23 protein-coding genes are annotated in these 24,521 nt (G+C 63.0%); 6 read left to right on the plus strand and 17 right to left on the minus strand.

The annotated features are described in order from the left end of the window. Positions 1-15: 15 nt before the first annotated feature. Complete coding sequence (gene yajC, locus NKJ11_RS24820) at positions 16-354, minus strand: preprotein translocase subunit YajC (RefSeq protein ID WP_023812178.1); 339 nt, start codon at positions 352-354, stop codon at positions 16-18. 275 nt (positions 355-629) lie between these two features. Here yajC and NKJ11_RS24825 point away from each other — a divergent pair, with 275 nt between their 5' ends. Then, positions 630-1,505 (plus strand): ATP-binding protein, encoded by an 876-nt coding sequence (locus NKJ11_RS24825; RefSeq protein ID WP_023812179.1) that lies wholly within the window; start codon positions 630-632, stop codon positions 1,503-1,505. 39 nt (positions 1,506-1,544) lie between these two features. Here the strand turns inward: NKJ11_RS24825 and NKJ11_RS24830 are convergent, their stop codons facing one another. Continuing rightward, complete coding sequence (locus NKJ11_RS24830) at positions 1,545-2,363, minus strand: AraC family transcriptional regulator (protein ID WP_023812180.1); 819 nt, start codon at positions 2,361-2,363, stop codon at positions 1,545-1,547. Between the two features lie 111 nt (positions 2,364-2,474). Here NKJ11_RS24830 and NKJ11_RS24835 point away from each other — a divergent pair, with 111 nt between their 5' ends. Then, the gene (locus NKJ11_RS24835; RefSeq protein ID WP_023812181.1) at positions 2,475-3,365 is read left to right on the plus strand and encodes an NAD-dependent epimerase/dehydratase family protein; all 891 of its coding nucleotides are present in this window, start codon (positions 2,475-2,477) and stop codon (positions 3,363-3,365) included. A 133-nt stretch (positions 3,366-3,498) separates the two neighbouring features. Here NKJ11_RS24835 and NKJ11_RS24840 read toward each other — a convergent pair whose 3' ends face one another. The 13 genes from NKJ11_RS24840 to NKJ11_RS24900 form a co-directional block, all read right to left on the minus strand. Then, on the minus strand, positions 3,499-5,010 hold the full coding sequence (locus NKJ11_RS24840; RefSeq protein ID WP_128304014.1) for a LysM peptidoglycan-binding domain-containing M23 family metallopeptidase: 1,512 nt from the start codon (positions 5,008-5,010) through the stop codon (positions 3,499-3,501). Between the two features lie 203 nt (positions 5,011-5,213). Further along, a complete protein-coding gene (locus NKJ11_RS24845; RefSeq protein ID WP_023812183.1) occupies positions 5,214-5,873 on the minus strand; it encodes a protein-L-isoaspartate(D-aspartate) O-methyltransferase in 660 nt (219 codons plus the stop codon). Further along, positions 5,870-6,628, minus strand: coding sequence for a 5'/3'-nucleotidase SurE (gene surE / locus NKJ11_RS24850; RefSeq protein ID WP_023812184.1), 759 nt, complete (start codon positions 6,626-6,628; stop codon positions 5,870-5,872). The genes NKJ11_RS24845 and surE overlap by 4 nt, the downstream gene beginning before the upstream one ends. After that, positions 6,628-7,932: a serine--tRNA ligase gene (serS, locus tag NKJ11_RS24855; protein ID WP_352794533.1), complete on the minus strand. Its 1,305-nt coding sequence runs from the start codon at positions 7,930-7,932 to the stop codon at positions 6,628-6,630. The genes surE and serS overlap by 1 nt, the downstream gene beginning before the upstream one ends. 197 nt (positions 7,933-8,129) lie before the next feature. Then, complete coding sequence (gene tatC / locus NKJ11_RS24860; RefSeq protein ID WP_023812186.1) at positions 8,130-9,005, minus strand: twin-arginine translocase subunit TatC; 876 nt, start codon at positions 9,003-9,005, stop codon at positions 8,130-8,132. After that, the gene (tatB, locus tag NKJ11_RS24865) at positions 9,002-9,784 is read right to left on the minus strand and encodes a Sec-independent protein translocase protein TatB (RefSeq protein ID WP_128304012.1); all 783 of its coding nucleotides are present in this window, start codon (positions 9,782-9,784) and stop codon (positions 9,002-9,004) included. Before tatB ends, tatC begins: the two co-directional genes overlap by 4 nt. 29 nt (positions 9,785-9,813) lie before the next feature. Further along, positions 9,814-10,035, minus strand: coding sequence for a twin-arginine translocase TatA/TatE family subunit (locus tag NKJ11_RS24870; protein ID WP_023812188.1), 222 nt, complete (start codon positions 10,033-10,035; stop codon positions 9,814-9,816). A gap of 169 nt (positions 10,036-10,204) precedes the next feature. After that, a complete protein-coding gene (gene scpB, locus NKJ11_RS24875) occupies positions 10,205-10,972 on the minus strand; it encodes an SMC-Scp complex subunit ScpB (RefSeq protein WP_128304011.1) in 768 nt (255 codons plus the stop codon). Beyond that, positions 10,969-11,769 (minus strand): segregation and condensation protein A, encoded by an 801-nt coding sequence (locus tag NKJ11_RS24880; RefSeq protein ID WP_050596706.1) that lies wholly within the window; start codon positions 11,767-11,769, stop codon positions 10,969-10,971. Before NKJ11_RS24880 ends, scpB begins: the two co-directional genes overlap by 4 nt. A 62-nt stretch (positions 11,770-11,831) precedes the next feature. Then, positions 11,832-12,851, minus strand: coding sequence for a beta-N-acetylhexosaminidase (nagZ, locus tag NKJ11_RS24885; RefSeq protein WP_128304010.1), 1,020 nt, complete (start codon positions 12,849-12,851; stop codon positions 11,832-11,834). 131 nt (positions 12,852-12,982) lie between these two features. After that, positions 12,983-16,339, minus strand: a complete 3,357-nt coding sequence (locus NKJ11_RS24890) for an SPOR domain-containing protein (RefSeq protein ID WP_352552369.1) — start codon at positions 16,337-16,339, stop codon at positions 12,983-12,985. A gap of 103 nt (positions 16,340-16,442) precedes the next feature. Beyond that, a complete protein-coding gene (argS, locus tag NKJ11_RS24895; protein ID WP_352794535.1) occupies positions 16,443-18,200 on the minus strand; it encodes an arginine--tRNA ligase in 1,758 nt (585 codons plus the stop codon). 75 nt (positions 18,201-18,275) lie between these two features. Continuing rightward, positions 18,276-19,490, minus strand: coding sequence for a deoxyguanosinetriphosphate triphosphohydrolase (locus tag NKJ11_RS24900; protein WP_352794536.1), 1,215 nt, complete (start codon positions 19,488-19,490; stop codon positions 18,276-18,278). Between the two features lie 90 nt (positions 19,491-19,580). Here NKJ11_RS24900 and erpA point away from each other — a divergent pair, with 90 nt between their 5' ends. From erpA to NKJ11_RS24920, 4 genes are all read left to right on the plus strand, one after another. Next, positions 19,581-19,928 (plus strand): iron-sulfur cluster insertion protein ErpA, encoded by a 348-nt coding sequence (gene erpA / locus NKJ11_RS24905; protein WP_013531288.1) that lies wholly within the window; start codon positions 19,581-19,583, stop codon positions 19,926-19,928. Position 19,929: 1 nt separating this feature from the next. Then, positions 19,930-20,325, plus strand: coding sequence for a VOC family protein (locus NKJ11_RS24910; protein WP_128304007.1), 396 nt, complete (start codon positions 19,930-19,932; stop codon positions 20,323-20,325). 17 nt (positions 20,326-20,342) lie between these two features. Further along, entirely contained in the window at positions 20,343-21,137 is a 795-nt protein-coding gene (xth, locus tag NKJ11_RS24915) for an exodeoxyribonuclease III (RefSeq protein ID WP_023812197.1), read from the plus strand. Between the two features lie 89 nt (positions 21,138-21,226). Beyond that, positions 21,227-21,526: a hypothetical protein gene (locus tag NKJ11_RS24920; RefSeq protein WP_023812198.1), complete on the plus strand. Its 300-nt coding sequence runs from the start codon at positions 21,227-21,229 to the stop codon at positions 21,524-21,526. A 49-nt stretch (positions 21,527-21,575) separates the two neighbouring features. Here NKJ11_RS24920 and NKJ11_RS24925 read toward each other — a convergent pair whose 3' ends face one another. After that, positions 21,576-22,436 carry a tetratricopeptide repeat protein gene (locus NKJ11_RS24925; protein ID WP_031213511.1) on the minus strand — a complete coding sequence of 287 codons (861 nt, stop codon included), beginning with the start codon at positions 22,434-22,436 and terminating at the stop codon, positions 21,576-21,578. Beyond that, positions 22,423-24,147, minus strand: a complete 1,725-nt coding sequence (gene ilvD / locus NKJ11_RS24930; protein WP_352794538.1) for a dihydroxy-acid dehydratase — start codon at positions 24,145-24,147, stop codon at positions 22,423-22,425. Before ilvD ends, NKJ11_RS24925 begins: the two co-directional genes overlap by 14 nt. Between the last annotated feature and the right edge of the window lie 374 nt (positions 24,148-24,521).

A 24,521-nucleotide genomic window follows, 5' to 3' on the forward strand; every position in this document is an offset into this window, starting at 1 on the left:
CCGCCGACAATTCGGTTATTTCTTGGCGTTCTGGTTGGCGACCGGCTCGCCCTTGACGCGCACATCGGCGATCGTGGAACGCAGCGCCGTCACCTTCATGCCACCGCCGAGGTCGATCTCGAGCTCGTTGTCGTCGATCACCTTGGTCACCTTGCCGACGAAGCCGCCGCCGGTGACGACCGTGTCGCCGCGACGGACCGCGGCCAGCATCTCGCCGCGCTTCTTCAGCTGCGTGCGCTGCGGCCTGATGATCAGAAAATACATGATCACGAAAATCAGGACAAACGGCAAAATGCTGATGAACATGTCTGGAGAAGCGCCGACGCCTTGGGCGTATGCCGGTGTCACGAACATCGAGGTACTCCTGAATTTTGAAAACAGCCGCCAATCTGGCGGCCCCTTGAAATTTGGCCGGAATATAGTCGGTAAAGTTGTCAATGCAACTGCGCGGCCGCCCAAATCGGCTGCTTTTCCGGCCTGTTGAGCCGTGTTAGAGCAGGATCGCGAAAAGCGCGAGCCAGTTTTTGGAAAAGATCACGCTCGAACAAAAGGTTGCAGCCGGTTTTGTATCAGACGGAATCGGCCAGCTTCACGCCCCCACACGTCAAAACGCGAAACAAAAGACAGCCATGACCGACAGCAGCATTGAAGCCCTGAACCAGAAACTCGACCGGCTGATCGAAGCGGTGAGCCGTCTTGCCCCGCCGCCGGTACCCCAAACCGACATCGGCGCGGCCGATTGCTTCGTCTGGCAGGCCGATCCGGGCTATCTGGAACCGGTGCGCAGGGTTAACCGCGTCGACATCGGCCTGATCCGTGGCGTCGACCGCGTCCGCGACATCCTTGTCGACAACACCGAACGCTTCGCTGGCGGCTATCCGGCCAACAACGTATTGTTGTGGGGCGCGCGCGGCATGGGCAAATCGTCGCTGGTCAAGGCCGTGCATGCCCAGATCAACGCCAGGACCAAGTCCGACCTGCCGTTGAAGCTGATCGAAATCCACCGCGAGGACATCGACACGCTGCCGAAGCTGATGGGATTGCTCAAGGCGGCGCCCTTCCGCTTCATCCTGTTTTGCGACGACCTCTCCTTCGACCATGACGACACCTCCTACAAATCGCTCAAGGCAGCGCTCGAAGGCGGCGTCGAGGGCCGCCCCGCCAATGTCATCTTCTATGCCACCTCGAACCGCCGGCATCTTTTGCCCCGCGACATGATCGACAACGAGCGCTCGACCGCCATCAACCCGTCCGAGGCGGTCGAGGAAAAAGTGTCGCTGTCCGACCGGTTCGGGCTGTGGCTCGGCTTCCACAAATGTTCGCAGGACGAGTATCTCGACATGATCGACGGCTATGTCAGGCACCATGGCCTTGTCGTGGATCCCGAGCAACTGCGCGCCGAAGCACTGGAATGGGCGACCACCCGCGGCAGCCGCTCAGGTCGCGTCGCCTGGCAGTTCACCCAGGACCTGGCTGGCCGGCTCGGCAAGCCACTGAGGGACTGATACGCTGGGTGGCGTCGCCAACGCCATCCAATGACAAGATCATTTGGGCTGCGACCGCCGCAAGTCACGCGGCGTTTGGCCGATCTCACGACGCATCCAATGCGCCAGGTGTGACTGGTGCGCAAAGCCCGTCAATTCCGCAACCTCGCTTGTGCTGAGATCCCCGCGCCGGAGCAGGACGCGTGCGCGTTCGACCCGGCGTCGCAAGACGTACCGGTGCAGGGTGAAGCCTGTCGCCGCCTTGAACCAAGCCCGCAAGTGCGAGCTGCTCGCCCCGGCAACTCGGCTCAGTCGGAGGATCGAAAGGGGCTCGTGCAGGCCAGCCTCAATATGCTCCAACACACGCTTGAGCTGGGCATCTGACAACCGGTTTCTTCGGTCGACATCGAGATTGTCAAGACCGAGCAGCCTCACCGCAAGAGCTGCGCCAATGCTGTCGGCAAACAAAGGTCCACTCGGTGAGTTTGCGTTGACATCGCTCTCGAGTGCTCGGGCGAGATGTTGGATGCGCTGATCACGAAGCAGGTGACGTGTGTCGAGCGGCAATGCGCGCGCCTTGCCGCCAAGCTCAGCCGCCACCCTTTCCATCAGGGCTGGTTGTAACGCGATCTCGATCGTGTCGAACGGGGTTTCAGTCTCGAAACCGCCCTCTTGGCCAGCGGGCACCAGGTCAATATCGCCGGCGCGCCTCACGAAATATCGACCAACCTCATTGCAGTAGGAACGCGTCGCCGCGCTTGCATGCACCATGATGCGATGATGGGCCGCTTTGGAGAGACGATGGACGCCCGCTTCGATATGCCAGAAGGCCATTGTGACGTCGGGCGGAAATCGAGCCGGAACAGACTGCGAATGCATGCTTTCTCACTTCATGGCAAAACCTGTCCAAGAATTGGCAATTTCCGCGCGATTTTCAATGCCGGGGACATGTACCTACGCCTCTCCATAGAGTTTGGACGAGAGGTTGCCATGGGTTTTTATGTAGTTGTCGGAGCAGGCCCGGTCGGGCACGAGACCGCGCGCCTTCTGGGAGAAGAAGGACATGATGTCGTTCTCACGAGCCGGAGTGTCGGCTCAAACGGGTTGCGGAACGTCCGGGCGGTGCAGGCCGATGCCACCGATGGCGTTGAACTGGCGCGTATCTGCCGAAACGCCGACGCCGTTTTCATGTGTGCCATGGCCGCCTATCACCGGTGGCCGACCGACTTTTTCCCAATCATCGACGGCACCGTGCGGGCCGCGGAAGCGGTCGGCGCGAAGCTTGTGATACTCGGAAACCTCTATGGCTATGGCGAACATGCCGATAGTCCGCTTCACTCCGACCTGTCTCTGGATCCGACTTCGAAGAAAGGAACCGCCCGGACGATCATGTGGCAGCGCGCGGTCCGTGCGGACGTGCCGGCAGTCGAAGTGCGGTCCAGCGATTATCTTGGACATGGCGCGATCAGCTCTTTCTCACTGGTCGCGCTGCCCTCCATAATCGAGGGGAGGCCGACTGCTTTCATTGGAAACCTCGACGCGACTCATGCCTGGTCCTTCACGAAGGACGTGGCCAGGACACTGGTCGCCGCTTCCCGCTACACGGGCGAATGGGGACGAGCATTCCATGTTCCATCGCAACACGCCTCACCCCGGGAACTCATCCTAACGACGGCGGCAATGCTTCACCGTGAAATTCCAGAGACACGTTCCTATTCCATCCCCGAAATGGAGGCATCGGGCATGCATGAGCTCATCGAAATGAGCTACCTCTTCGACAATCCCTTGCTGGTCGATTCCTCCGACGCGGAGACGCTTCTCGGCATCAAGGCCAGCAGCCTTGGCGTCATGATCGCCGACACCCTGCGTGATCATCTTTGAAGCTTGAAGACTGGCGCGTCGCGTTGAAGCTGAAAAAGCCCGCTCCTTTCGGAACGGGCTGAGCCGGCGGGCCGGACTGGAGGTCAGACGGCCCGCAAAATTGCTTTTTTTCTTCTATTCGAGATAGCCTCGACTATTCGAGATAGCCGGACGGATCGACCGGGGCGGAGTTCTTGCGCACTTCGAAGTGCAGCTTCGGCGAGTCCGTCGTGCCGCTCATGCCCGACAGCGCGATTTCCTGGCCGCGCTTGACCTTCTGGCCGCGCTGGACCTCGATCGAGCTGGCGTGGCCGTAGACGGTGACCAGGCCATTCTCGTGGCGCACCAGCACCGTGTTACCGAATTCCTTGAGGCCGTCGCCGGCATAGATGACGACACCGTTTTCGGCTGCCTTGACCGGTGTGCCAGAGGGTACGGCGATGTCAACGCCGTCTTTGCCGGAGCCGAAACCGGAAATCACGCGGCCGCGCACCGGCCAGCGCATCTTGCCGATGCCGGTGGCGTCTGGCGCGACGGCGTCGTCGGCCTCGGCCTGCTGGATGACCTTCGAATCCTTCTTCGGCGGCGTGTAGGACGCCAGCGTTTCCGACGGCGTGGTCTTTGCCGCGGGCTGCGTCGTGGCCGTCGTCACCGGATCGACCTTGGCCGGCTTGGCGGCGGCGACGATCGCGGTTCCACCGGCAGGCACCTTCAGGGTCTGGCCGATCTTGAGCAAGCCATCCTGCATGCCGTTGGCCTGCTTGATGGCAACGACACCGACACCGGTCTTCCTGGCAATCGAGGAAAGCGTGTCGCCCGACTGAACCGTATAGGTGCCAGCTGCATTGGTCGCCTTGGCCGCAGCTACCTGCGGCTTGGGCTCCTTGGGCTGGCTCGCGGCGGCCGACGTGTCGACCGGAGCGGCGGACTTGCCCTCCCTAGGCTTCGGCTGCTGCGGCAGGACGGCCACCTTGTCGGGCGCGGTGGCCGGCAGGTTGTGCTTGGTGTCTTTCGCCGGCTTGGCATCCGCGAGCTTCGGCTCGCTCTTGCTCGAATAGGCGTAGGCCGGGATGACCAGCTTCTGGCCGGTCTTCAGCCCCTTGGTCGCGCTCAACCCGTTGACCTTCATGATCACGTCGGACGGCACCTTGTAGCGCTGCGCCAGGCCGCCGATCGTTTCGCCGTCCCTGACGACGATCTCGGTTGCATGCGGAGTGCCGGAAGCAGCCACGCGGGGTTCGTCAGGTTGCGAAACCTTGAAAGGCGACGCCACTGGGGCGACGGTGCCGGTCGTGGTCCTGTCGACATGCGGTGCCGGGGCCAATGCGGTGCGTACCGGCTTCGACACCGGCGCCACTTCGGAAGCCTGGGCAACCGGCGGCGGCAGCGGCCGCGTCGAGACCGGATCGAGGCTGGAGCGGCTGACCGACTGTGTATGGCTGCCATCGATCGGAGCGGCGGCGACATCGCCCGGATAGGGCTGCTGTACGGCATCCTGCTTGTTGATGATGGCGCGCTGATTGTTGGTCGAGGATGTAAAGACATCGTCGACGCCATTGAACCGCGAAACTTGGGAACTGCACCCCGCAGCGGCACCCGCGACCATCAGTATGGCGCAGCCTCGCGCCAGATTGCGACCGTTTGTCTTCAAAACACTGAGTTGCATCGCACTAACCCGCACATACCCGGTACAAACTAGGCATGATTAAAGCGCGTTAATGTTACTCGACGGTTAACCCCATGGAATCCGACGCAATTTTTCTTAAAATATTAGAGAGCGAGCCCAGGGGAGATTTTCAGGTCATGCCGGCCGGGGTCGAAGACGGCGCGCGCACCCGACGCGGCGCGGCCTGAACATCGACATACGCGCTAGATGACAGCGGCGACACCGCGCAGGATCGGCTGCAGGCGAACGAGGCCGATGTCTTCACGCTCGAAGCGGCTGCCGACCTTGGTCAGCTTGGCCAGCACCTGTTCGCCCTCTTCGGGGCCGATCGGAGCGATGACGATACCGCCGCTCGACAACTGGTCGAGCAGGAAGCGCGGCAGGCTGTCGAAGGCAGCCCAGGCGACGATACGGTCAAATGGCCCTTCATTCGGCAGCCCGCCGGAACCATCGGCGTGGCGCACGATCACATTGCCGATGCCGAGCGCCTCGAAGCGCTGCCGCGCCTGCTCGGCGAGCGTCTTGTAGCGATCGGTGGTGATGACCCGCGCCGCCAGCCGCGACATCACCGCCGAAGTGTAGCCCGAGCCGGTGCCGATCTCGAGCACGCGGTTGCCCTGCTCGATAGCGAGCGCCGCGATCACCGCCGCCTGCATGTCGGCACCTTCGATCGCCTCGCCGCATTCGATCGGCAGCATACGGTCCGACCAGGCGATCTGATGGAACTGGGCCGCCAGGAAGCCGCGCCGCGGCGTCGCCTCGAAGGCCGCGATCAGCGCCTTCGGCACAGTCCCCCGGCCGCGCAGGCGCAGCAGAAAGGCAGCAAAACCTTCGCGGTCATCGATCGGGAGGCCTTGGTTCATGCAAGCGCCTTGCTCAATTGGTCACGGATTTCATGCGCGGTCAGGTCGAGCTGCAGCGGCGTCACCGACACCAGCCTGTTGCGCAACGCGTAGAGATCGGTGCCTTGCTTGCCCTCGACCGGCTCGCCGCCGAAGCGCAGCCAGTAGTAAGGCAGGCCGCGCCCGTCGCGGCGCTCGTCCACCCACAGGGAGTGCACGAGCTTGCCTTGCGTGGTGACCACCGTGCCCGCGACCTCTTCGGGCGTGCAGTTGGGAAAATTGACGTTGAGCAGCACGCCGTCCGGCAACGGCGTCGCGACAAGTTTCTTCAGCAGCGCCGGCGCCAGCACTTCTGTCGTCTCGTAGGGCACGACGCGATCTTCGCCGACATAGCTGTAGCCCTGGCTGAGCGCGATCGAGCGGATACCGAGCAGCGCGCCTTCCATGGCGCCGGCGACGGTGCCCGAATAGGTGACGTCATCGGCGATGTTGGCGCCCGAATTGATGCCGGACAGGATCAGGTCGGGTGCGCCAGGCAGAATTTTCTTGACGCCCATGATGACGCAATCCGTCGGCGTGCCGCGCACGGCAAAATGCTTCTCGCCGATCTTGCGCAGCCGCAGCGGCTCCGAGATCGACAGCGAATGCGCGTAGCCGGACTGGTCCTGCTCGGGCGCCACCACCCAGACATCGTCGGACAACGTACGTGCGACGCGTTCGAGCGACGCCAGGCCCTCGGCATGAATGCCGTCGTCATTGGTCAGGAGAATGCGCATTATTTCGCTTCGATCTTTTCCAGACCGCCCATGTAAGGCCGCAGCACTTCAGGAATGGTTACGCTGCCATCTTCATTCTGGTAGTTTTCGATGACAGCGATGAGCGCGCGGCCAACGGCTGTGCCCGAGCCGTTGAGCGTGTGCACGAAGCGGTTGCCCTTGCCGTCCCTGTCCTTGTAGCGCGCGTCCATGCGGCGCGCCTGGAAATCGCCGCACACCGAGCAGGACGAGATCTCGCGATAGGCGTTCTGGCCGGGCAGCCAGACCTCGATGTCGTAGGTCTTACGCGCACCAAACCCCATGTCACCGGTGCACAGCGTCATGGTGCGGAACGGCAGGCCGAGCCGCTTCAGCACTTCCTCGGCGCATTGCGTCATCCGCTCGAGCTCGGCAAGCGACGATTCCTGATCGGTGATCGACACCAGCTCGACCTTGTAGAACTGATGCTGGCGCAGCATGCCGCGCGTGTCGCGCCCGGCCGAACCCGCTTCCGAACGGAAGCACGGCGTCAGCGCGGTGTAGCGCAGCGGCAGTTTTTCATGCGCGGTGATTTCTTCACGCACAAGGTTGGTGAGTGGGACCTCGGCGGTCGGGATCAGGCCAAGCCTGCCCTCCCCGTGCGGCGTGAAGAACAGATCTTCCTCGAACTTAGGCAATTGGTTGGTGCCGAACAGAACATCGTCCTTGACCATCAACGGCGGGATGACTTCTTCGTAGCCGTGTTCGGTCGTATGCAGGTCCAGCATGAACTGGCCGAGCGCACGTTCCATCCGGGCCAGTCCGCTTTTCAGCACCGTAAAGCGCGAGCCCGACAGCTTTGCCGCGCGCTCGAAATCCATCATGCCGAGCGCTTCGCCGATCTCAAAGTGCTCCTTCACCCAGTTCGGCCGCGTCGGCACCTTGCCGACGAGGTGCTTGACGACATTGTCGTGCTCGTCCTTGCCGACAGGCACGTCGTCGAACGGCACGTTGGGAAGCACTGCCAGCGCATCGGTCAGCGCCTTGTCGAGCTCGCGTTCGCGCGCCTCGCCGTTCTGGATGAAGACCTTGATCTCGCCGACTTCGGCTTTCAGCTTTTCGGCCAAGGCGGCATCGCCCGAACGCATGGCGTTACCGATCTCCTTCGACGCGGCATTGCGGCGCTCCTGCTTGGTCTGCAGTTCGGTAACGTGCTCGCGCCGCGCCTCGTCCGAGGCGATCAGTCCGTCGACCATGGACTGCGCCTCGTCAGCCGACCACGAGCGCTTCACCAGCGCCTCGACAAGGGCCTTCGGGTTGTCGCGAATCCATTTGATGTCAAGCATGGTTTGAACGCTCCTGGGTAGCATGTCGCCCAAAAGTGCACAGCGATTTTGGGACAACGATATGCTCAAAACAAAACTGAAACGCATCGCTTTGAGCGCGATGCGTTTCAGCCAGAGGGCGTAAACCGCATCCGAGATCGATGCAAGATGGGCGGGGCGACGACTATGTTTTTCCGCCGCTGCAGCCGCTCTGTTGCCTATGAGGAGGCAGGTGCCGGGGGCTCGTCCGGTGCTTTGTCCGCCACCTCGTCCGCCGCATCCTGCTTCTCGCGTGCCACGCGCTGCTTTTCCCGATCGCGCTCGATCAGCCGGGCAGCCCAGATGGACACCTCGTAGAGAAGGATGGTCGGGATGGCCAGGCCGATCTGACTCATCGGATCGGGCGGCGTCAGTATCGCCGCGACGACGAAGGCAATGACGATCGCCCATTTGCGCTTCTCGGCCAGTCCCTTGGACGACAGCATGCCGACCCGTGTCATCAGGCTGGTCACCACCGGCAGCTGGAACACCAGGCCGAAGGAAAAGATCAGCGTCATGATCAGGCTGAGATATTCCGACACTTTCGGCAGCAGCGAAATCTGCACCTGATCGTCGGTGCCGGCCTGCTGCATGGCGAGGAAGAACCACATCACCATCGGCGTGAAGAAGAAATAGACCAGCGACGCACCCATCAGGAACAGGATCGGCGACGCGATCAGGAACGGCAGGAAGGCATTCCGCTCGTTCTTGTACAGGCCGGGCGCGATGAACTTGTAGATCTGCGTGGCAATCAGCGGAAAGGCGATCACCATGCCGCCGAACATGGCGAGCTTGACCTGAGTGAAGAAGAATTCCTGCGGCGCCGTGTAGATCAGCTCGACCTTGTGCGGATCGAGCCCTGCCCATTGCGTCGCCCATTTGAACGGCACGACCAGGAGGTTGAACAGTTTCTTGGCGAAGAAGAAACAGACCAGGAAGGCAACGAAGAAGCCGCCCAGCGACCAGATCAGCCGCCGGCGCAACTCGATCAGATGCTCCATCAGCGGCGCCGACGATTTCTCGATCTCGTCCTTTTCGGTGTCCGAAACGCTCACTTGGCGGCTCCAGCCGTCTTCTTGGCCACCGGTTTCTTCACCGCTGCAAGCTTCGGTTCGGCTTTCGCCCCCGTCTTGGTCGCTACAGTCTTGGCCGCGATAGCCTTGGCCGCAGCGGGCGTCTTGGCCCTGAGCGTTTCAGGCTGTGCCGTCGTCACGGCCTTCGCCGGCGTCTTGGACGCAGACGCTGCCTTCGCGGCAACCTTTGCACCATTTGCCGAAGCTTTTGCAGCCGGCGTCGCTTTTGCCGGTGCAGGCTTGGTTAGTTTCTTCGCCGCGGATGCCTTCGGCGCCACGACAGGTGCCGCCGGTACTGACGTCGTCACCACCGATTCGTCGGTCATCGCCGGGAAAATCGGCGCTGCTGGCGCTGCTTCCGGTCCGTTGACGCCAGGCATGGTCGTTGCACCGTTCTTCAACGGCTCGGCCGCCTGCGGGGTCGAAGCGACAGAGCTTGCCGGATCGGCCGGCTTCGGCTTCATCGCCGCATCGACGCCGGAGCGAACATCGGCCGCGGCCTGTTCGAACGGATTGAGCTGCTTCCTGATCTCGGCCATCGGGCTGAGACCCCTGAGCTCGTCGACTGACTTCTTGACGTCGTCGAGCTCGGCTTCCTTCAGCGCCTCGTTGAACTGTTTCTGGAAATCGGACGCCATGGCGCGCAGCTTCGCCGTCGTGCGGCCGAAGGTGCGCAGCATATTGGGCAAATCCTTGGGTCCGACGACCACGATCATGACGATCGCGATGACCAGCATTTCGGTCCAGCCGACTTCAAACATGGCACTCTGTTCCGACTAGAACCTTTGGCTCAGCTCTTGCTGGCTTTTTCCTTCGCGGCCGCAACGGTCTCGTCGGCACGGTGTTCGACGGTGCGCTTGTCTTCGGCAACCTCGTCGTCGGCCATGCCCTTCTTGAAGCTCTTGATGCCCTTGGCCATATCGCCCATCAGCTCGGGAATCTTGCCGCGGCCAAACACCAAAAGCACGATCACCAGCACGATCAGCCAATGCCAAATCGAAAATGAACCCATAGCAAATCTCTCTCGAATGTTTTCCCTGGCGATGATCTATGCGTTTTCGCGTTGGGATTCAAACACAACTGCGACAGAGTTTATGAAAGGGTGACGGATGTCACGCATTTTCGACGGGAACGCCCGCTACGAATCCGCGCATCCTCATCAAGTTCGCCGCCAATGCCAGTCAATCTTCCGTGACGCGCGGCGTCAGCAGGCCGAGTTCCTCGAGATCGATATCGGTCAGCGCATCCTCGTCGTCGGTCAATGCGTCGGGATCGGCCGGCGGCTGCGGAATGGAGAAATTCGACGGCATGCGGCCCGAAAGCAGTCCGGCCCCCTTCAGTTCCTCCATGCCAGGAAGATCGCGAATCTCTTCCAGCGCGAAATGGTCGAGGAAGGTCTCCGTCGTGCCGTAGGTCACAGGGCGTCCGGGCGTCTTTCGCCGGCCGCGCATGCGCACCCATTCCGTTTCCAGCAGCGTGTCGAGCGTACCTTTTGAGGTCTCCACGCCCCTGATGTCCTCGATCTCGGCACGCGTCACCGGCTGGTGATAGGCAATGATCGCCAGCACTTCGAGAGCCGCGCGGGAGAGCTTCCTTTGCTGGACGGTATCGCGGCTCATCAGGAAAGCCAGGTCGCCGGCGGTGCGGAACGCCCAGGCGTCGCCCACACGCACCAGATTGACGCCGCGCCGCGCATAGATCTGCTGCAGCTCGGCCATGGCCAGGGCAATGTTGATGCCGTCAGGGAGGCGGGCCGCAAGCTGCTTTTCGCTGACGGGTTCAGCGCTGGCGAACACGATCGCCTCGGCCATGCGCACGGCCTCGGCCAGATGCAGCCGTTCGGCCGGGTTCTGTAGCTGCTGCTCGGCCGGATCCTGGGAAAGCAACTCCTCTTCGGGTTCATCGCCGACCTTGAACGGGACAACCGAAGCGTTGAAGCGTTCGCTCATGATGCCACCTCGACTGCCTTGATTGCCTGCGTGCGGCCGCGCAGGTAGATCGGCGCGAACGTCTGATCCTGCCGCACGTCCATCGTGCCGTCGCGCACCAGCTCCAGCGTGGCCGCAAACGAACTGGCGATCGCCGTGCGCCGCTCCTCGGGACTGGTCATGTATGCGATCAGAAAACTCTCCAGCGCCGTCCAGTCGCTTGCAGCCCCGACCAGGCGGGTCAGGATGTCGCGCGCGTCCTTGAGCGACCAGACACCGCGCCTGGCGATGGTCACATTGTTGATCGCCTGCTTCTGGCGCTGCTGGGCATAGGCGGTCAAGAGATCGTAGAGCGAGGCCGAATATGCGTTACGCTTTTCGACGATGACCATTTCCGGCATGCCGCGCGCAAACACGTCTCGGCCGAGCCGGTTGCGGTTGACCAGACGCGCCGAGGCGTCGCGCATGGCTTCCAGCCGCTTCAGGCGGAACTGCAGCACCGCCGCCAGTTCCTCGCCGCTTTCGCCCTCGTCGCCGGGCTGCTTGGGGATCAGGAGCTTGGACTTGAGGAAGGCCAGCCACGCCGCCATCACCAGATAGTCGGCGGCAAGCTCCAGCCTGAGCGCCCTCGCCGTCTCGACAAAGGTCAGATATTGCTCGACCAGCGCCAGGATCGAAATGCGAGCCAGATCGACCTTCTGGGTGCGGGCAAGATGCAGCAGAAGATCGAGCGGACCTTCGAAGCCGGCCACGTCGACGACCAGCGACGGGTCGCCGGTAACGCGTGAATCGTCATTCTCGGCCCACAGACGGTCCATCGGTGCGGCCTTCGCGGCCTTGCTTTCCAATGTTTCCGCCACTGCCTGTCGCTTTCCCTTTGCTATGCCACCGCATCGAAGTAGGTGGCGAATTCGGCACGTATTTCGGTTTCTTCAACCGTGTCACGGTTCTTTATATAGGTCAGCGCCCGCTTTGCGCGCTCCAGCGACGTGCCCTCAAGCCCCATGGTGCGCGATGCGATGCCGGCCATCTCCTCAAAAACGCCGTTGCAGTGAAGGACCAGATCGCAGCCCGCCGCAAGGATCGAGGCCGCCTTTGTCGGGAAATCCCCAGAAAGTGCCTTCATCGAGGTGTCGTCGCTCATCAGCAGTCCGTCGAAGCCGATTTCGCGCCGGATGATCTCGTCGATGACCTTGCCGGAGGTGGTCGCCGGATTGTTGGGGTCGATCGCGCTGTAGACGACATGGGCTGTCATCGCCATCGGCAGATGGCTAAGCTCCTTGAACGGGGCGAAATCATGCCGCTGCAGATCGCTGAGCGAGGCATTGACCACCGGCAGTTCGAAATGCGTGTCGGCAAAGGCACGTCCATGACCCGGAATATGCTTCATGACCGGCAGCACGCCGCCCGACATCAGCCCTTCCGCGGCTGCGCGGCCGAGCTCGATCACCGGTCGCGGATCCTTGCCATAGGCCCGCGCGCCGATGACATCGCTGGCGCCTTCGATCGGCACATCGAGCACCGGCAGGCAATCGGCTGTGATGCCGTAGCGCAGCAGGTCGAAGGCATGCAGCCGCGCCATCAGCCAGGCCGCTCGGGCGCCGGCATCATGATCGTCGCGCCACAGCGCGCCGAGCGCGCCGCCGGCGGGATAGTTCGGTGCCAGCGGCGGTCGCAAGCGCTGCACGCGGCCGCCTTCCTGATCGATGAACACCAGCGCGTCCGGACGCCCTAGGCAGTCCCGCATCTCGGCGACCAGATCGCGGATCTGTTCGGTCTCGCCAATGTTGCGCGCAAACAGGATGAAGGCCCACGGGCATTCATTGCGATAGAAATTGATTTCTTCGCGGGTAAGCGATTTCCCGGCACAGCCGAGGATCATGGATTTTGATTCGGTCATGTCGGCAGTTTAGGGCTTTGTGCGATCAAAGGGAATCGCCAGGGATTCATCCGGGACAATGCCGGATCTGCTTTCCCCATGAAAAAGCCGGCGCGGTGGACCGCGCCGGCTTTTGATGGTTGGCTCCGGCTTTAGCGCGAGACGAAGCAGTTGCCGCCGGCGGCCTTGTAACTGGTGCACAAACTGATCGCGTCATTGCGTGACTGGGCCGGAACGCGCACGCGGTAGAACGTGCCTTTGCCGGCGATCTCGGCCTTGACGATGTTGGCGGTACGCCCGGCAAGCACGCTGCCATAGCGGCGCTGCAGATCCTGATAGCTGGACTGGGCGCTTTCGACGGTCGGCTGCGAGGCGATCTGCATCGACCACGAGCCACCGCCGGCCGCGGTCGATGCCGGATCTATGGACGCAACCTGATCGGGCTTGACCTCGCCGACAACATCGACCGGCTGGTCGGACGGACGCTGCGGCGCGAGCGGAACCTTTGCCGGCGTGTTCGCCGATTGGGCCTCGGCTTTCGGCTTGGCGACCGGCTTGAGGGCCGGCTCGTCGTCCGCCTGGGCGGCGGCAGGCGCCACGGTGCCGGTCTGGTCCGCATCGGCTTGCGCCGCCGGGGCGACATGCTGCGGCGCCGGATCGACCGGCTCGGTAGCGGCCATTTGCGGAGCGGCGGGCGCTGCCGGATCTTCACGCGGCACCAGCGAACCGTCCGACTTGACCACCATGGTCCTCACCTTGCGCGGCGCAACGGCGACGACATCGGCATTGGTGCCCTTGTCGGCATCCTGCAGCACCTGCGCGATGCGATCCTCGGACTTGGGCGCCGGCGCAGTGCTATCGGCAGAAGCGTTGTCGGCCGAAGCGGCGCCGGACATCGGCGCGGCATTGCCGACATCGGTTCCAGCGGCGGCTGCATTCTGGTCCGGCGAAAGATCGATGGCGCGGGCCGGGTCCTTCGCCTGCACGTCAACCGGCTCTTCGACGTTGGTGACCAGCTTTTCCTGGACCGGCTCGGCTGGCTTTGCGCCCCTGACCGCGTCGTAGACCTTGTTGTCCTGGTTGGGCACCACGGCGCCGCCCGGATTCTCCGGCTTAACCTTGATCGGCGCGTTGTCGGCCTTGACGATGACAGGCGCTTCGCTGCCGCCCTTGCCGCCAAAGGACAGCGCAAAGGCACCGAGACCGCCCGCGACGGCGACCGCGCCGACAATCGCGGCGATGAACAGGCCGCGTCCGCGCGACGGCCTCGCGGCCTCACGCTCGCCGAGCCCCGGGACAGCCATAGCCTCGTCGAGTTCGGGATCGTAGTCGAGTTCATCGACGGTGAAATCATCGGCTTGGGAAACCGGCTGGCTCCCTGGCAGACTGTCAAGGTCGAAACCAGAGGCGTCGGCATAACCCGTGGGCGCCGCCGCGCGGGCGGACATGTCCATCGGCCGCGCGGCATAGGTCCGCGCTTCCGGCTCATAGCCCGGCTTGATCCCATCATAGCCCGGCTTGACCCCGTCATATGCCGGCTTGAGGCTGTCATAGCCCGGCTTGAAGCCCGCGGCATAGGAGTCATCATCGTAAGACGCGCCGGCCAAATTGCCTGTGGGAGCGGCAGCGACCTCCACCGCGTTCATCTCGGAGAGAAGGCTGGAGAACTCCGCATCGAGATCGTCGTAGCCAGGCGACGCTGGCTGGTCTTCCTCGAAGTGCAGTTCGGGAATATCGAGATCGTCCGCCAGCGCGACGACACGCTCGGGTACATCGACCGTTTCGACGTCGGGCATGTCTTCGTAATGCGCCGGCTGGCGCGATTGCGGCGCCGATACCGGGGCAGCGGGAGCCACGGCCTCGACCGGCTCGGACGAACGGTAGGATGTCATGGCGGCGACTGCCGGCCCGGCGGCCACGGATGCCACCGAAGCGGCCGGCTGAGCACCAAACGCAGGCTGAGCGCTGAATGACGGCTGCTGCGGAACCGGCGTCACGCGGCTCCACGAACGCGGCGGCTCTGCCGGTTGGGAACGCTCCGCAAGCCAATCGAGAGAATCCGCCGAATTGTCCCGGTCAGCGGCTTCGTCACGCGGATCAAGATCCTTGGGCAAAGCCGCGTCGAACGCATCATCGTCGAAATCGACATCGCCAACCGTGTTCCAGGTCGTATCCTGGAGTTCATCAAGCATAAGGTCGTCAATATCCGCATCGGCCGCTTGGGCCGTGCCAACATGCCGGTCCTGCTCAGGCGCGGGTTCGTCAAGATCCCAGTCGAGGTCGCCGACAAGGTCGGCCGGTTCCTCGGCGGGCTCGGCAACAGGCGGCAGGGCAGCGACAGCCGGCTGAGCCGTGACGGGCTCACTGGCCACCGGCACTGTGCGCGCCGTCATGGCACCCAGCAGCGCATTCAACTCGTCTTCCAGGCTCCGTTCGTCCGCGGTCGGGGCATGCACCGCGGCTGCGATGTAGGCTTCCGGCGCCGCCGGCTGGGCGGCAACGGCGGCAACCTCTGTGACCGGCTCTTCGACCGTTTCGGCAAACGCGTCGTCCAAATTCAGGTCAAAAGCATCGTCCGGCACGCTCTCAGGGCTGGGAAGCTCGCCCTTCGCGTCAGCGACATCGGCAAACGCATCATGCGTTGGCGGCTCGTCGAAGGCATTCGGCTCATCCGCGCGAACGTCGAAATCCATGTCGACATCAGCCATGGCGTCGTCGAAATGGCCGGCAAAGCTTTCATCGGAGATTGCATGGCCGTCACGCGCCGCCGCTTGCTCCGGCATGGGATACTCGACGGGCTCGGCGACCACGAATGACTGTTCGGCCGCCGAATGGTCGTCGAGCACCAGCTCGTCTTCAAGCGAGACTGCCACCGCATCGTCGAATTCGTCATCTGAGGCAACTGGCTCGACAGAAGCGTGCGTGTCGGCAACGGCGTATTGGGCCTCTTCGGCTTCCTCATCGATCCGGAGGTCCTGGTCGAGCGAAGTGGCAAGCTCGTCCGCCATCGACTGATCGTCCTCGAAGGGGGAGACGTCCTCAAGCGAACCGGCGACGGCATCGTCAAAATCAGACGCGAAAGCCGGCTCGACGGACGGCGCGGCTTCAGCTGCGACCGCATGGCTGGTGCCGGCGACGTGGCCGTCGATCTCAGCCATGTCCAGTTGGAAATCGTCGTCGAGCGACACCGAAAGCTCGTCGTCCATCGCGCTGGCGTCAGCCGCTTGGAATGCCGGCTCATGCTCGAAGGTCGGCTCATGAGCCTGGACAACCGGAGCGGCGTCGCTGTCGTCAGCGCCGAACTCGCCCATCATTTCTTTCTCGAGATCGATATCGAAATCGCCCTCTTCGAGCCCGCGATCGGCGGCTGGGGCCTGCGGCTGGGCGGGCGATTGCGGCCTGACCGGCTGGCGCGGGTCGAATCCCATGATCCTGGTCAGTTCCGCGAACGGATCATCGTCAGCGATGTCGTTGTTGTCGGCTACTCTCAGCTGGGTTCTGTCTGCCATTATTGTTCCCGAACTCGCACTCATTCGGACGCCATGGACGTCGCGTAGGGTTGGCCCTTACCAGCGCAATGTGGGCAAAAGGTGACAGGTTATTTAGTCAAACCTAACGCATTTCGGTGGGCGCGGCGGCCCCGATCAACGTCAGGCCGGACGTCAAAACGTCCGAAACAGCCTGCACCAGCCCTAGTCTGGCATGCGTCAATTGTCGGTCGTTAACCTTAACAAAACGTAAGTCCGGATTATCCGTGCCACGGTTCCAGTGTCCGTGGAAGCTGGAAGCCAGATCATAGAGGTAAAATGCCAGCCGATGCGGCTCGAGCGCAAGGGCGGCGGACTCGATCAGCCGCGGGTATTCGGCGAGCTTGCGGATCAGGCCGATCTCGCCCTCATCGGTCAGCAATGCCGCGGCCGACGCCAGGCTGTTGCGGTCGAAATTGGCTTCGCCCAGTTGCTCGCTCGCCTGCCGGAACACCGAATGACAGCGCGCCGAGGCGTACTGGACATAGAACACCGGATTGTCCTTGGACTGCTCGGTCACCTTGACGAAATCGAAATCCAGCGGCGCATCGTTCTTGCGGTAGAGCATCATGAAGCGGATCGCGTCGCGGCCGACCTCCTCCACCACTTCGCGCAGCGTCACGAAATCGCCCGACCGCTTCGACATGCGCACCGGTTCGCCCTCGCGAAACAGCTTGACCAGATTGCACAGCAGGACAGTGAGCTTCACCTCGTCGCCGGCAATCGCCCGCGCCAAGGCCTCCAGCCGCTTTACGTAGCCGCCATGGTCGGCGCCGAGCACATAGATCAGGTCGACGAAGCCGCGATCGACCTTGTCCTTGAGATAGGCGACGTCGGCGGCGAAATAGGTGAACGAGCCATCGGACTTGACCAGCGCCCGGTCCATGTCGTCGCCGACCGCGGTCGAGCGGAACAGCGTCTGCTCGCGATCCTCCCAATCGTCTGGCTTCTCGCCCTTGGGCGGCGGCAGCTTGCCCTTGTAGATATGGCCCTTCAGCGTCAGATCGTTGATCGCCGAGCGGATCTTTCTGGCATTGTCGGCATGCAGCGTGCGCTCGGAGAAGAACACGTCGTGATGCACGTTGAGCATCGCCAGGTCCTCGCGGATCATCGCCATCATCGCATCGATGGTGCGATCCTTGACGATGGCGAGCGCCTCGTCATCAGGCATCTGCAGAAGCGAGCGGCCGAATTCCGCGACCAGCGCCTGGCCGACGGGCACCAGGTAATCGCCGGGATAGAGACCGGCGGGTATTTCGCCGATATCGTCGCCCAGCGCTTCGCGGTAGCGCAGGAATGCGGAACGGCCGAGCACGTCGATCTGCGAGCCGGCATCGTTGATGACATATTCCTTGGTCACGTCGTAGCCGGCGAAGGCCATCAGATTGGCAAGCGCGTCGCCGACGACAGCACCCCGGCAATGGCCGACATGCATCGGCCCGGTCGGATTGGCCGAGACATATTCGACATTGGTCTTCCTGCCGCCGCCAACCGTCGAGCGGCCATAGTTGCGGCCCTCGCCGAGCATTGCGGTCAGATGTGTCTGCCAGAAGCCGTCCTTGAGCCTGAGATTGACGAAACCGGGCCCTGCCACTTCCGTCGCCGCGACATCCTTGTCGTCACGCAGCGCCTGCGCCAGTCTTTCGGCCAGCGCGCGCGGGTTCTGGCCGGTCGGCTTGGCCAGCACCATCGCCGCATTGGTCGCCAGGTCGCCGTGGCTGGCGTCGCGCGGCGGCTCGACGGCAATGCGCGACAGCTCAGGCGAAACGCCGTCTTTGTCTTTCAGATCAAGCGCTTCGACGGCTTTTATGATTCGCGCGGTGAAATCGGCGAAGATGTTCATTTGTGTGACTCTGGGGTCTGGCTCTGGCGGCTTTGCAGCGAATCCGGCTCGGTGGCCGGCAAAATCGAGCCCGCCCTAGCCCAATTCAGGCGTATGGTCAAACAAACGCCGGTGTTCCTTGAGCGCGTAGGTGTCGGTCATACCCGCCAGGAAGTCGGCGACGCTGCGCGCCTTGATGCGGTCGTCGGCCCGATCCAGCCCCTCGCGCCAGCCGTCCGGCATGGTCCGCGGATCGGCGAAATAGGCGTCGAACAGATTTTTGACGATCTGCTCGGCGTCCGCGCGCACCCGCATAACCTCCGCGTGCCGGTAGAGGTGCTTGTACAGGAAGGCCTTCAGTTCTTTCTCCAAGGCAGCCATTTCGGCCGAGAAAACCACCATCGTCTCGCCAGCTGCCCTCACTGCATCGGCGCTCCGCGGCCTGATGCGATCGAGATTGGCGGTCGTCGACTTGATCACGTCCTCGACCATGGCGGTTATCTGCCGCCGCATCAGCTCGTGGCCGGTGCGCACATCATCGAGGGAGGGATAGCGTGAGCGAACGCCTTTCAGGATCGTTCCCGGCAGCGAAACCGTCTCCAGCATGTCCAGTGTCAGTAGCCCTGCCCTCAAACCGTCATCGATGTCATGCGTGTTGTAGGCTATATCGTCGGCGATCGCTGCGCATTGCGCCTCGATGCCGGCGAACCGGTCGAGTTCGAGATCGTGCAGTTCAGAGTAATCACGGATCGCCTGCGGCACCGGCCCTTTCAGACCCTTGCCGTTGGCGTCCGTCAGCGGCCCATTGTGCTTGACCAGGCCTTCCAGCGTTTCCCAGGTCAGGTTGAGCCCATCGAACTCGGCGTAGCGCGCCTCCAGCCTCGTCACGATGCGCAGCGATTGCGCGTTGTGGTCGAAGCCGCCCCAGGCGGCCATCTTCTCGTTCAGTGCGTCCTCGCCGGTGTGGCCGAAGGGCGTGTGGCCGAAATCATGCACCAGCGCCACCGCCTCAGCGAGATCCTCGTCGCCGCGCAGCGCCCGTGCCAGGGCGCGCGCGATCTGCGCCACTTCGATCGAATGGGTCAGCCGGGTGCGATAGTGGTCGCCTTCATGCGCGATGAAGACCTGCGTCTTGTGCTTCAGGCGCCGGAAGGCCGTCGAATGGATGATGCGGTCACGGTCACGCTGGAATGGCGTGCGGGTCGGGCTTTCCACCTCGTCGAACAGCCGTCCGCGCGACTTTGCCGGGTCGCAGGCATAGGCGGCGCGCGGCCGATAGCCGAATCCGATGTCGCCCAACTCATTGGTCATGGCTGATGCTGCCGCGTTTGACTTAGCCAGGTTGACTTGGCCCCTCGCGCTTCATACCTATCATGTGAAACCGAAAGCAAGGTGACGCCCATGGGCGCTGATGCCAAGACTGCCATGAAAGTCGATATGACCGAGGCCGCCGCCAAGCGGATCGCCAGGATTGTCTCGAACGAGGCCGGCAAGACGGCGCTGCGCGTGTCGGTCGAAGGCGGCGGCTGCTCGGGCTTCTCCTACAAGTTCGATCTGGTCGATACGCGCAATGACGACGACGTCGCCATCGAGAAGGACGGTGCCACCGTGCTGATCGACGATCTGTCGCTGGTCTATATGGGCGGCTCTGTGATCGATTTCGTCGACGATCTGATGGGCCAGTCGTTCCAGATCCGCAATCCGAACGCCGTCGCCTCCTGCGGCTGCGGCACGAGTTTCTCCATATAGAATGCCTGCTATCGGTGCGGTCCGTCAGATCGCGCTGTCGGCTGGCCGTGATCTCGACGCCACGCTGGCTTTCTGGCGCGACGTGCTCGGCATGGCGGTTCATGCGCGCTTCGACCCGCCGGGCATCGCCTTCATCATGGCCGGCGATATCAGGCTGCTGTTCACCGACGGCATACCGGCCGGAACCGTCTATCTCGACATATCGGGCCTCGATGACTTCCATGCCTCTGCGGTCGCGGCAGGCGTACCCTTCACCGCGCCGCCAACACTTGTCCATCGCGACACAGAGGGCCAGTTCGGTCCAGCGGGGGAAAGCGAATGGATGGCCTTCCTAAAGGACCCGGCTGGCAATACGATTGGCCTCGTCGAACGCCATCCGCCGCAAGAATCCAACTGAACAGCATCGAGACCGCCATGAAAATCGTCACCTGGAACATCAACGGTGTCCGCGCCCGCATTGGCAACCTCACCCATTGGCTGACCGAGAGCGCACCCGACATCGTCTGCCTGCAGGAGATCAAGTCGGTCGACGAGCAATTCCCGCGCGCCGAGATCGAGGCGCTTGGCTACAATGTCGAAACCCACGGCCAAAAGGGTTTCAACGGCGTCGCCCTGCTGTCGAAGCTGCGCTTCGACGAGGTGATCCGAGGCCTGCCCGGCGACGATGCCGATGAACAGGCGCGTTTCATCGAAGGGGTTTTCTCGACTGACAAGGGCGCGCTGCGCGTCGCCTCGCTCTATCTGCCGAACGGCAATCCGATCGATGACGAGAAGAAGTTTCCTTACAAGCTGTCCTGGATGGCGCGGCTGGAGCGCTGGGCCGAAGAACGGCTGAGACTGGAGGAGGCTCTGGTGCTCGCCGGCGACTACAACGTGATTCCCGAGCGGATCGACGCGCGGTTTCCGGAGAACTGGCTGGGCGACGCGCTGTTCCAGCCGCAGACGCGACAATCCTTCCGGCGGCTGCTCAACCTTGGTTTCACCGAGGCGGTGCGCGCGGTCACCGACGCACCCGACACCTACACATTCTGGGACTATCAAGCCGGCGCGTGGCAGAAGAACAACGGCATCCGCATCGACCACCTGCTCTTGTCGCCGGAAGCCGCCAACCGGTTTTCTTCCGCGTCGATCGAAAAGCACGTGCGCGCCTGGGAAAAACCGTCCGATCACGTGCCGGTGGCGATCGATCTCGCACTTCAGCCGGCCTGAGAGAACCCTCGCCGGGCACGTCTGCGCTGGACCTCATATCGCCACTTTTCGCGCCGATCATTGCGGGCCAGCATGGCGGCTGGGGTTCCATGAGCACACGATTTCATCTTTGTCCGATCGGCCTGGCATTTGCCATGGCCGCTCCCGGTGCGGCATTTGCCGACCAGGAATGCCTGGCCAATGGAAAATCCTACCAGCTTGGCCAGGTCGCCTGCCTGACGCTTGCCGACCGGAGCCATCTGGCTCGCTGCGACATGGTGCTCAACAACACATCGTGGACGAAGATCGGGGATAGCTGCCCGGAAAACACGCTGGCGCCACAACCCCATGTCACGCCGATCTCGACGCCGGCGCCCAGCATGGTGCCGACGGAGCCGATCGAGAACTGATCACGATCGAAAATCGAGTGCTGCTGGTGAAGCTGACGCGGCCGCGAGATTACTGATCCGCGTTGTTGCCCTTGGTGAGGATATCATCGGCCAGCGAGATGGCGGTGCGGCGGTCGGCCTCGCCGGCGGTGGCAAATGCCTCTTCCTGCATGCCGCGGATCCAGGGCTGGTCAGCCGGCGAAGCGCGTTCGAGCGCTGCCGTCATCATCGCCAGGCCACGAACGATCTTGCCGCTCTGGAACAACAAATGGCCCAGTGTCGCCTGTGCGCCGGCATGGCCTTTCTCGGCGGCGAGTTGGAACCAGCGCCCGGCCTGCTTGACGCTGGCCTTCACGCCGCCCTCGCCCTTCAGGAACATCTGCCCCATTTCGAACTGCGCGTTCGGATTGCGGTAGTTGGCGGCGGCGCGCATGTAATATTCCTGGGCCGCCACCTCGTTCTCGGCGACCGGGCTGCCAGGAATGCCCGTGCGCAAATAGTCGCCAAGCGCCACCAGCGCGTCGGAGACATAGCTTTCCTCAGGCGAGCCGGGCTCGACGTCCTGATCGACGATCTCGGAGAAGAACTTGAACGCCTCGTAGTCGTCACGCGCCACGCCGTCGCCCTCGGCATACATGCGGGCAAGCTTCCAGGTGGCGCCGATCTGGCCGTTTTCGGCGGCGTATTTGTAGGCCTCGGCAGCCTGTTCCTTGTGGCCGTTCTTGTAGGCGGAGAAGCCGAACTGGAAGACCGCCCATGGGCTGGATTGCGGCTTCACCCCGGTCTTGTCGTCGAACACCTTGTCGTCGAAGGCCATGGCCTGGCCCACGGCGCCAAAGGTCGCGCCAAAAGTGGCGATCACGACCAGTGCCGAAAAGACAGACGACCTCAACAACTCTGGTGTTGACTTCAACAACTCAGATGTCCGCATAACAGTGTGTTTCTTTCGCACCGCCTGGATGGGTCACCGCGCCATCGCGCGCCGGCCCTACCGTCTGTGCATATTTCCATATCGCGCCCGACTGATAATCGGTCGCGCGCGCCTTCCATGTCTTTGCCCTCGCCGCCAGTTCGCTATCGGACAACGCCACGTCGATCGTGCCGTTCACCGCGTCGATCGAGATCACGTCACCATCCCTGAGCAGTCCGATCGGGCCGCCTACGGCTGCTTCGGGGCCGACATGGCCGATGCAGAAACCGCGCGTCGCGCCCGAGAAGCGCCCGTCGGTGATCAGCGCCACCTTGCCGCCCATGCCCTGGCCGTAAAGTGCTGCCGTCGTCGACAGCATCTCGCGCATGCCGGGGCCGCCGCGCGGCCCCTCGTAGCGGATGACGAGAACTTCGCCTTCCCTGTAGTTGCGCTGCGTCACCGCCTCGAAACATTCCTCTTCCGAATCGAAGCAGCGTGCCGGGCCGGAGAACTTCAACTCCGCCATGCCCGCGACCTTCACGATCGCGCCTTCGGGGGCAAGGTTTCCCTTCAAGCCCACGACACCGCCGGTTTGGGTAATGGGTGTGTTGGCCGGGCGGACCACGTCCTGATGCTCATTCCAGACAACGTGCTGCATGTTTTCGGCCAAAGTGCGGCCAGTCACGGTCATGCAGTCGCCATGCAGATAGCCGTGGTCGAGCAGCGTCTTCATCAGCAGCGGAATGCCGCCGGCCTCGAACATGTCCTTGGCGACATATTTGCCGCCCGGCTTGAGGTCGGCGATGTAAGGCGTCTTCTCGAAGATCTTGGCCACGTCGAACAGGTCGAACTTGATGCCGGCCTCGTGGGCGAACGCCGGCAGATGCAGTGCCGCGTTGGTCGAACCGCCGGTGGCCGAGACCACGGTCGCCGCATTCTCCAGCGCCTTCAGCGTGACGATGTCGCGCGGCCGGATGTTTTTCGCGATCAGTTCCATGATCTTTTCGCCGGAGGCGAAATTGAACCGGTCGCGCATTTCATAGGGAGCCGGCGCGCCGCAGGAATAGGGCAGCGCCAGGCCGATCGCCTCGGCGACGGTGGCCATGGTGTTGGCGGTGAACTGGGCGCCGCAGGAACCGGCCGAGGGACACGCGACCTGCTCGATCTCAAGCAGTTCGTCGTCGCTGATCGTGCCGACCGAGTGCTGGCCGACCGCCTCGAAAACATCCTGCACGGTGATCTGGCGGCCGCGATAGCTGCCGGGCAGGATCGAACCGCCATAGATGAAGATCGACGGCACGTTGAGCCGCACCATGGCCATCATCATGCCGGGCAGCGACTTGTCGCAGCCGGCCAGCCCGACCAGCGCGTCGTAGCAATGGCCGCGCATGGTGAGTTCGACCGAATCGGCGATGACCTCGCGCGACACCAGCGATGACTTCATGCCCTGGTGACCCATGGCGATGCCGTCGGTGACGGTGATGGTGCAGAATTCGCGCGGCGTGCCGCTGGCCGCAGCGACGCCCTTCTTGACCACCTGCGCCTGGCGCATCAGCGAGATGTTGCAGGGCGCCGCCTCGTTCCAGCAGGAGGCGACCCCGACCAGCGGCTGCGCAATCTCGGCCGCCGACAAACCCATCGCATAGAGATAGGAACGATGCGGCGCACGCGCCGGACCGACGGTCACATGGCGGCTGGGGAGCTTAGCCTTGGAGATGACTTTGGCGTCCATACTCTTCCTTGCCCCATCTTCCCTGCAAATGGGGCGGAGCGGCCTGCCCCCTCGCCGAGCCTTTTGGCGCGTGTCCCGAGACAAGATCGAGGTGCGCCGGGTTTATGGCGGGAAATGGGCAATTTCCTCAGCCCGGCTTCCAGCGCAGGGGTTGTTCAGAAAGTGTTGCCAAAACGTCACAATCGCACGGGGCGAAAGAGGTGCGGCTAATATGCAACGCAGCTTGGATACGGGGCGCACGGGCGATGCCGGCTCAAACGAAAAAGGCCGAGCAACGCCCTAATGCAGTTCACTTAGGCACCTTCAGTGTTCTGACAGGATATTTGGCTGGTAGCTTTTTGACGACACGGGGGCATGATCGCCCCCGTGTTTTT

Origin of the sequence: Mesorhizobium sp. M0243, from assembly GCF_040321775.1 — a bacterium.
In the GTDB taxonomy this organism is placed as follows: Bacteria; Pseudomonadota; Alphaproteobacteria; order Rhizobiales; family Rhizobiaceae; genus Mesorhizobium.

What these genes read in the sequence shown, in the direction of transcription:
- NKJ11_RS24845 (WP_023812183.1), bottom strand. Translation starts at nt 5,873, where the DNA reads ATGAACCAAGGCCTCCCGATCGATGACCGCGAAGGTTTTGCTGCCTTT.
- serS (WP_352794533.1), bottom strand. Translation starts at nt 7,932, where the DNA reads ATGCTTGACATCAAATGGATTCGCGACAACCCGAAGGCCCTTGTCGAG.
- yajC (WP_023812178.1), bottom strand. Translation starts at nt 354, where the DNA reads ATGTTCGTGACACCGGCATACGCCCAAGGCGTCGGCGCTTCTCCAGAC.
- NKJ11_RS24890 (WP_352552369.1), bottom strand. Translation starts at nt 16,339, where the DNA reads ATGGCAGACAGAACCCAGCTGAGAGTAGCCGACAACAACGACATCGCT.
- NKJ11_RS24925 (WP_031213511.1), bottom strand. Translation starts at nt 22,436, where the DNA reads ATGCGGACATCTGAGTTGTTGAAGTCAACACCAGAGTTGTTGAGGTCG.
- tatB (WP_128304012.1), bottom strand. Translation starts at nt 9,784, where the DNA reads ATGTTTGAAGTCGGCTGGACCGAAATGCTGGTCATCGCGATCGTCATG.
- NKJ11_RS24910 (WP_128304007.1), top strand. Translation starts at nt 19,930, where the DNA reads ATGCCTGCTATCGGTGCGGTCCGTCAGATCGCGCTGTCGGCTGGCCGT.
- NKJ11_RS24900 (WP_352794536.1), bottom strand. Translation starts at nt 19,490, where the DNA reads ATGACCAATGAGTTGGGCGACATCGGATTCGGCTATCGGCCGCGCGCC.
- surE (WP_023812184.1), bottom strand. Translation starts at nt 6,628, where the DNA reads ATGCGCATTCTCCTGACCAATGACGACGGCATTCATGCCGAGGGCCTG.
- ilvD (WP_352794538.1), bottom strand. Translation starts at nt 24,147, where the DNA reads ATGGACGCCAAAGTCATCTCCAAGGCTAAGCTCCCCAGCCGCCATGTG.
- NKJ11_RS24920 (WP_023812198.1), top strand. Translation starts at nt 21,227, where the DNA reads ATGAGCACACGATTTCATCTTTGTCCGATCGGCCTGGCATTTGCCATG.
- NKJ11_RS24880 (WP_050596706.1), bottom strand. Translation starts at nt 11,769, where the DNA reads ATGGACCGTCTGTGGGCCGAGAATGACGATTCACGCGTTACCGGCGAC.
- scpB (WP_128304011.1), bottom strand. Translation starts at nt 10,972, where the DNA reads ATGAGCGAACGCTTCAACGCTTCGGTTGTCCCGTTCAAGGTCGGCGAT.
- NKJ11_RS24835 (WP_023812181.1), top strand. Translation starts at nt 2,475, where the DNA reads ATGGGTTTTTATGTAGTTGTCGGAGCAGGCCCGGTCGGGCACGAGACC.
- NKJ11_RS24840 (WP_128304014.1), bottom strand. Translation starts at nt 5,010, where the DNA reads ATGCAACTCAGTGTTTTGAAGACAAACGGTCGCAATCTGGCGCGAGGC.
- xth (WP_023812197.1), top strand. Translation starts at nt 20,343, where the DNA reads ATGAAAATCGTCACCTGGAACATCAACGGTGTCCGCGCCCGCATTGGC.
- erpA (WP_013531288.1), top strand. Translation starts at nt 19,581, where the DNA reads ATGGGCGCTGATGCCAAGACTGCCATGAAAGTCGATATGACCGAGGCC.
- argS (WP_352794535.1), bottom strand. Translation starts at nt 18,200, where the DNA reads ATGAACATCTTCGCCGATTTCACCGCGCGAATCATAAAAGCCGTCGAA.
- NKJ11_RS24870 (WP_023812188.1), bottom strand. Translation starts at nt 10,035, where the DNA reads ATGGGTTCATTTTCGATTTGGCATTGGCTGATCGTGCTGGTGATCGTG.
- nagZ (WP_128304010.1), bottom strand. Translation starts at nt 12,851, where the DNA reads ATGACCGAATCAAAATCCATGATCCTCGGCTGTGCCGGGAAATCGCTT.
- NKJ11_RS24830 (WP_023812180.1), bottom strand. Translation starts at nt 2,363, where the DNA reads ATGCATTCGCAGTCTGTTCCGGCTCGATTTCCGCCCGACGTCACAATG.
- NKJ11_RS24825 (WP_023812179.1), top strand. Translation starts at nt 630, where the DNA reads ATGACCGACAGCAGCATTGAAGCCCTGAACCAGAAACTCGACCGGCTG.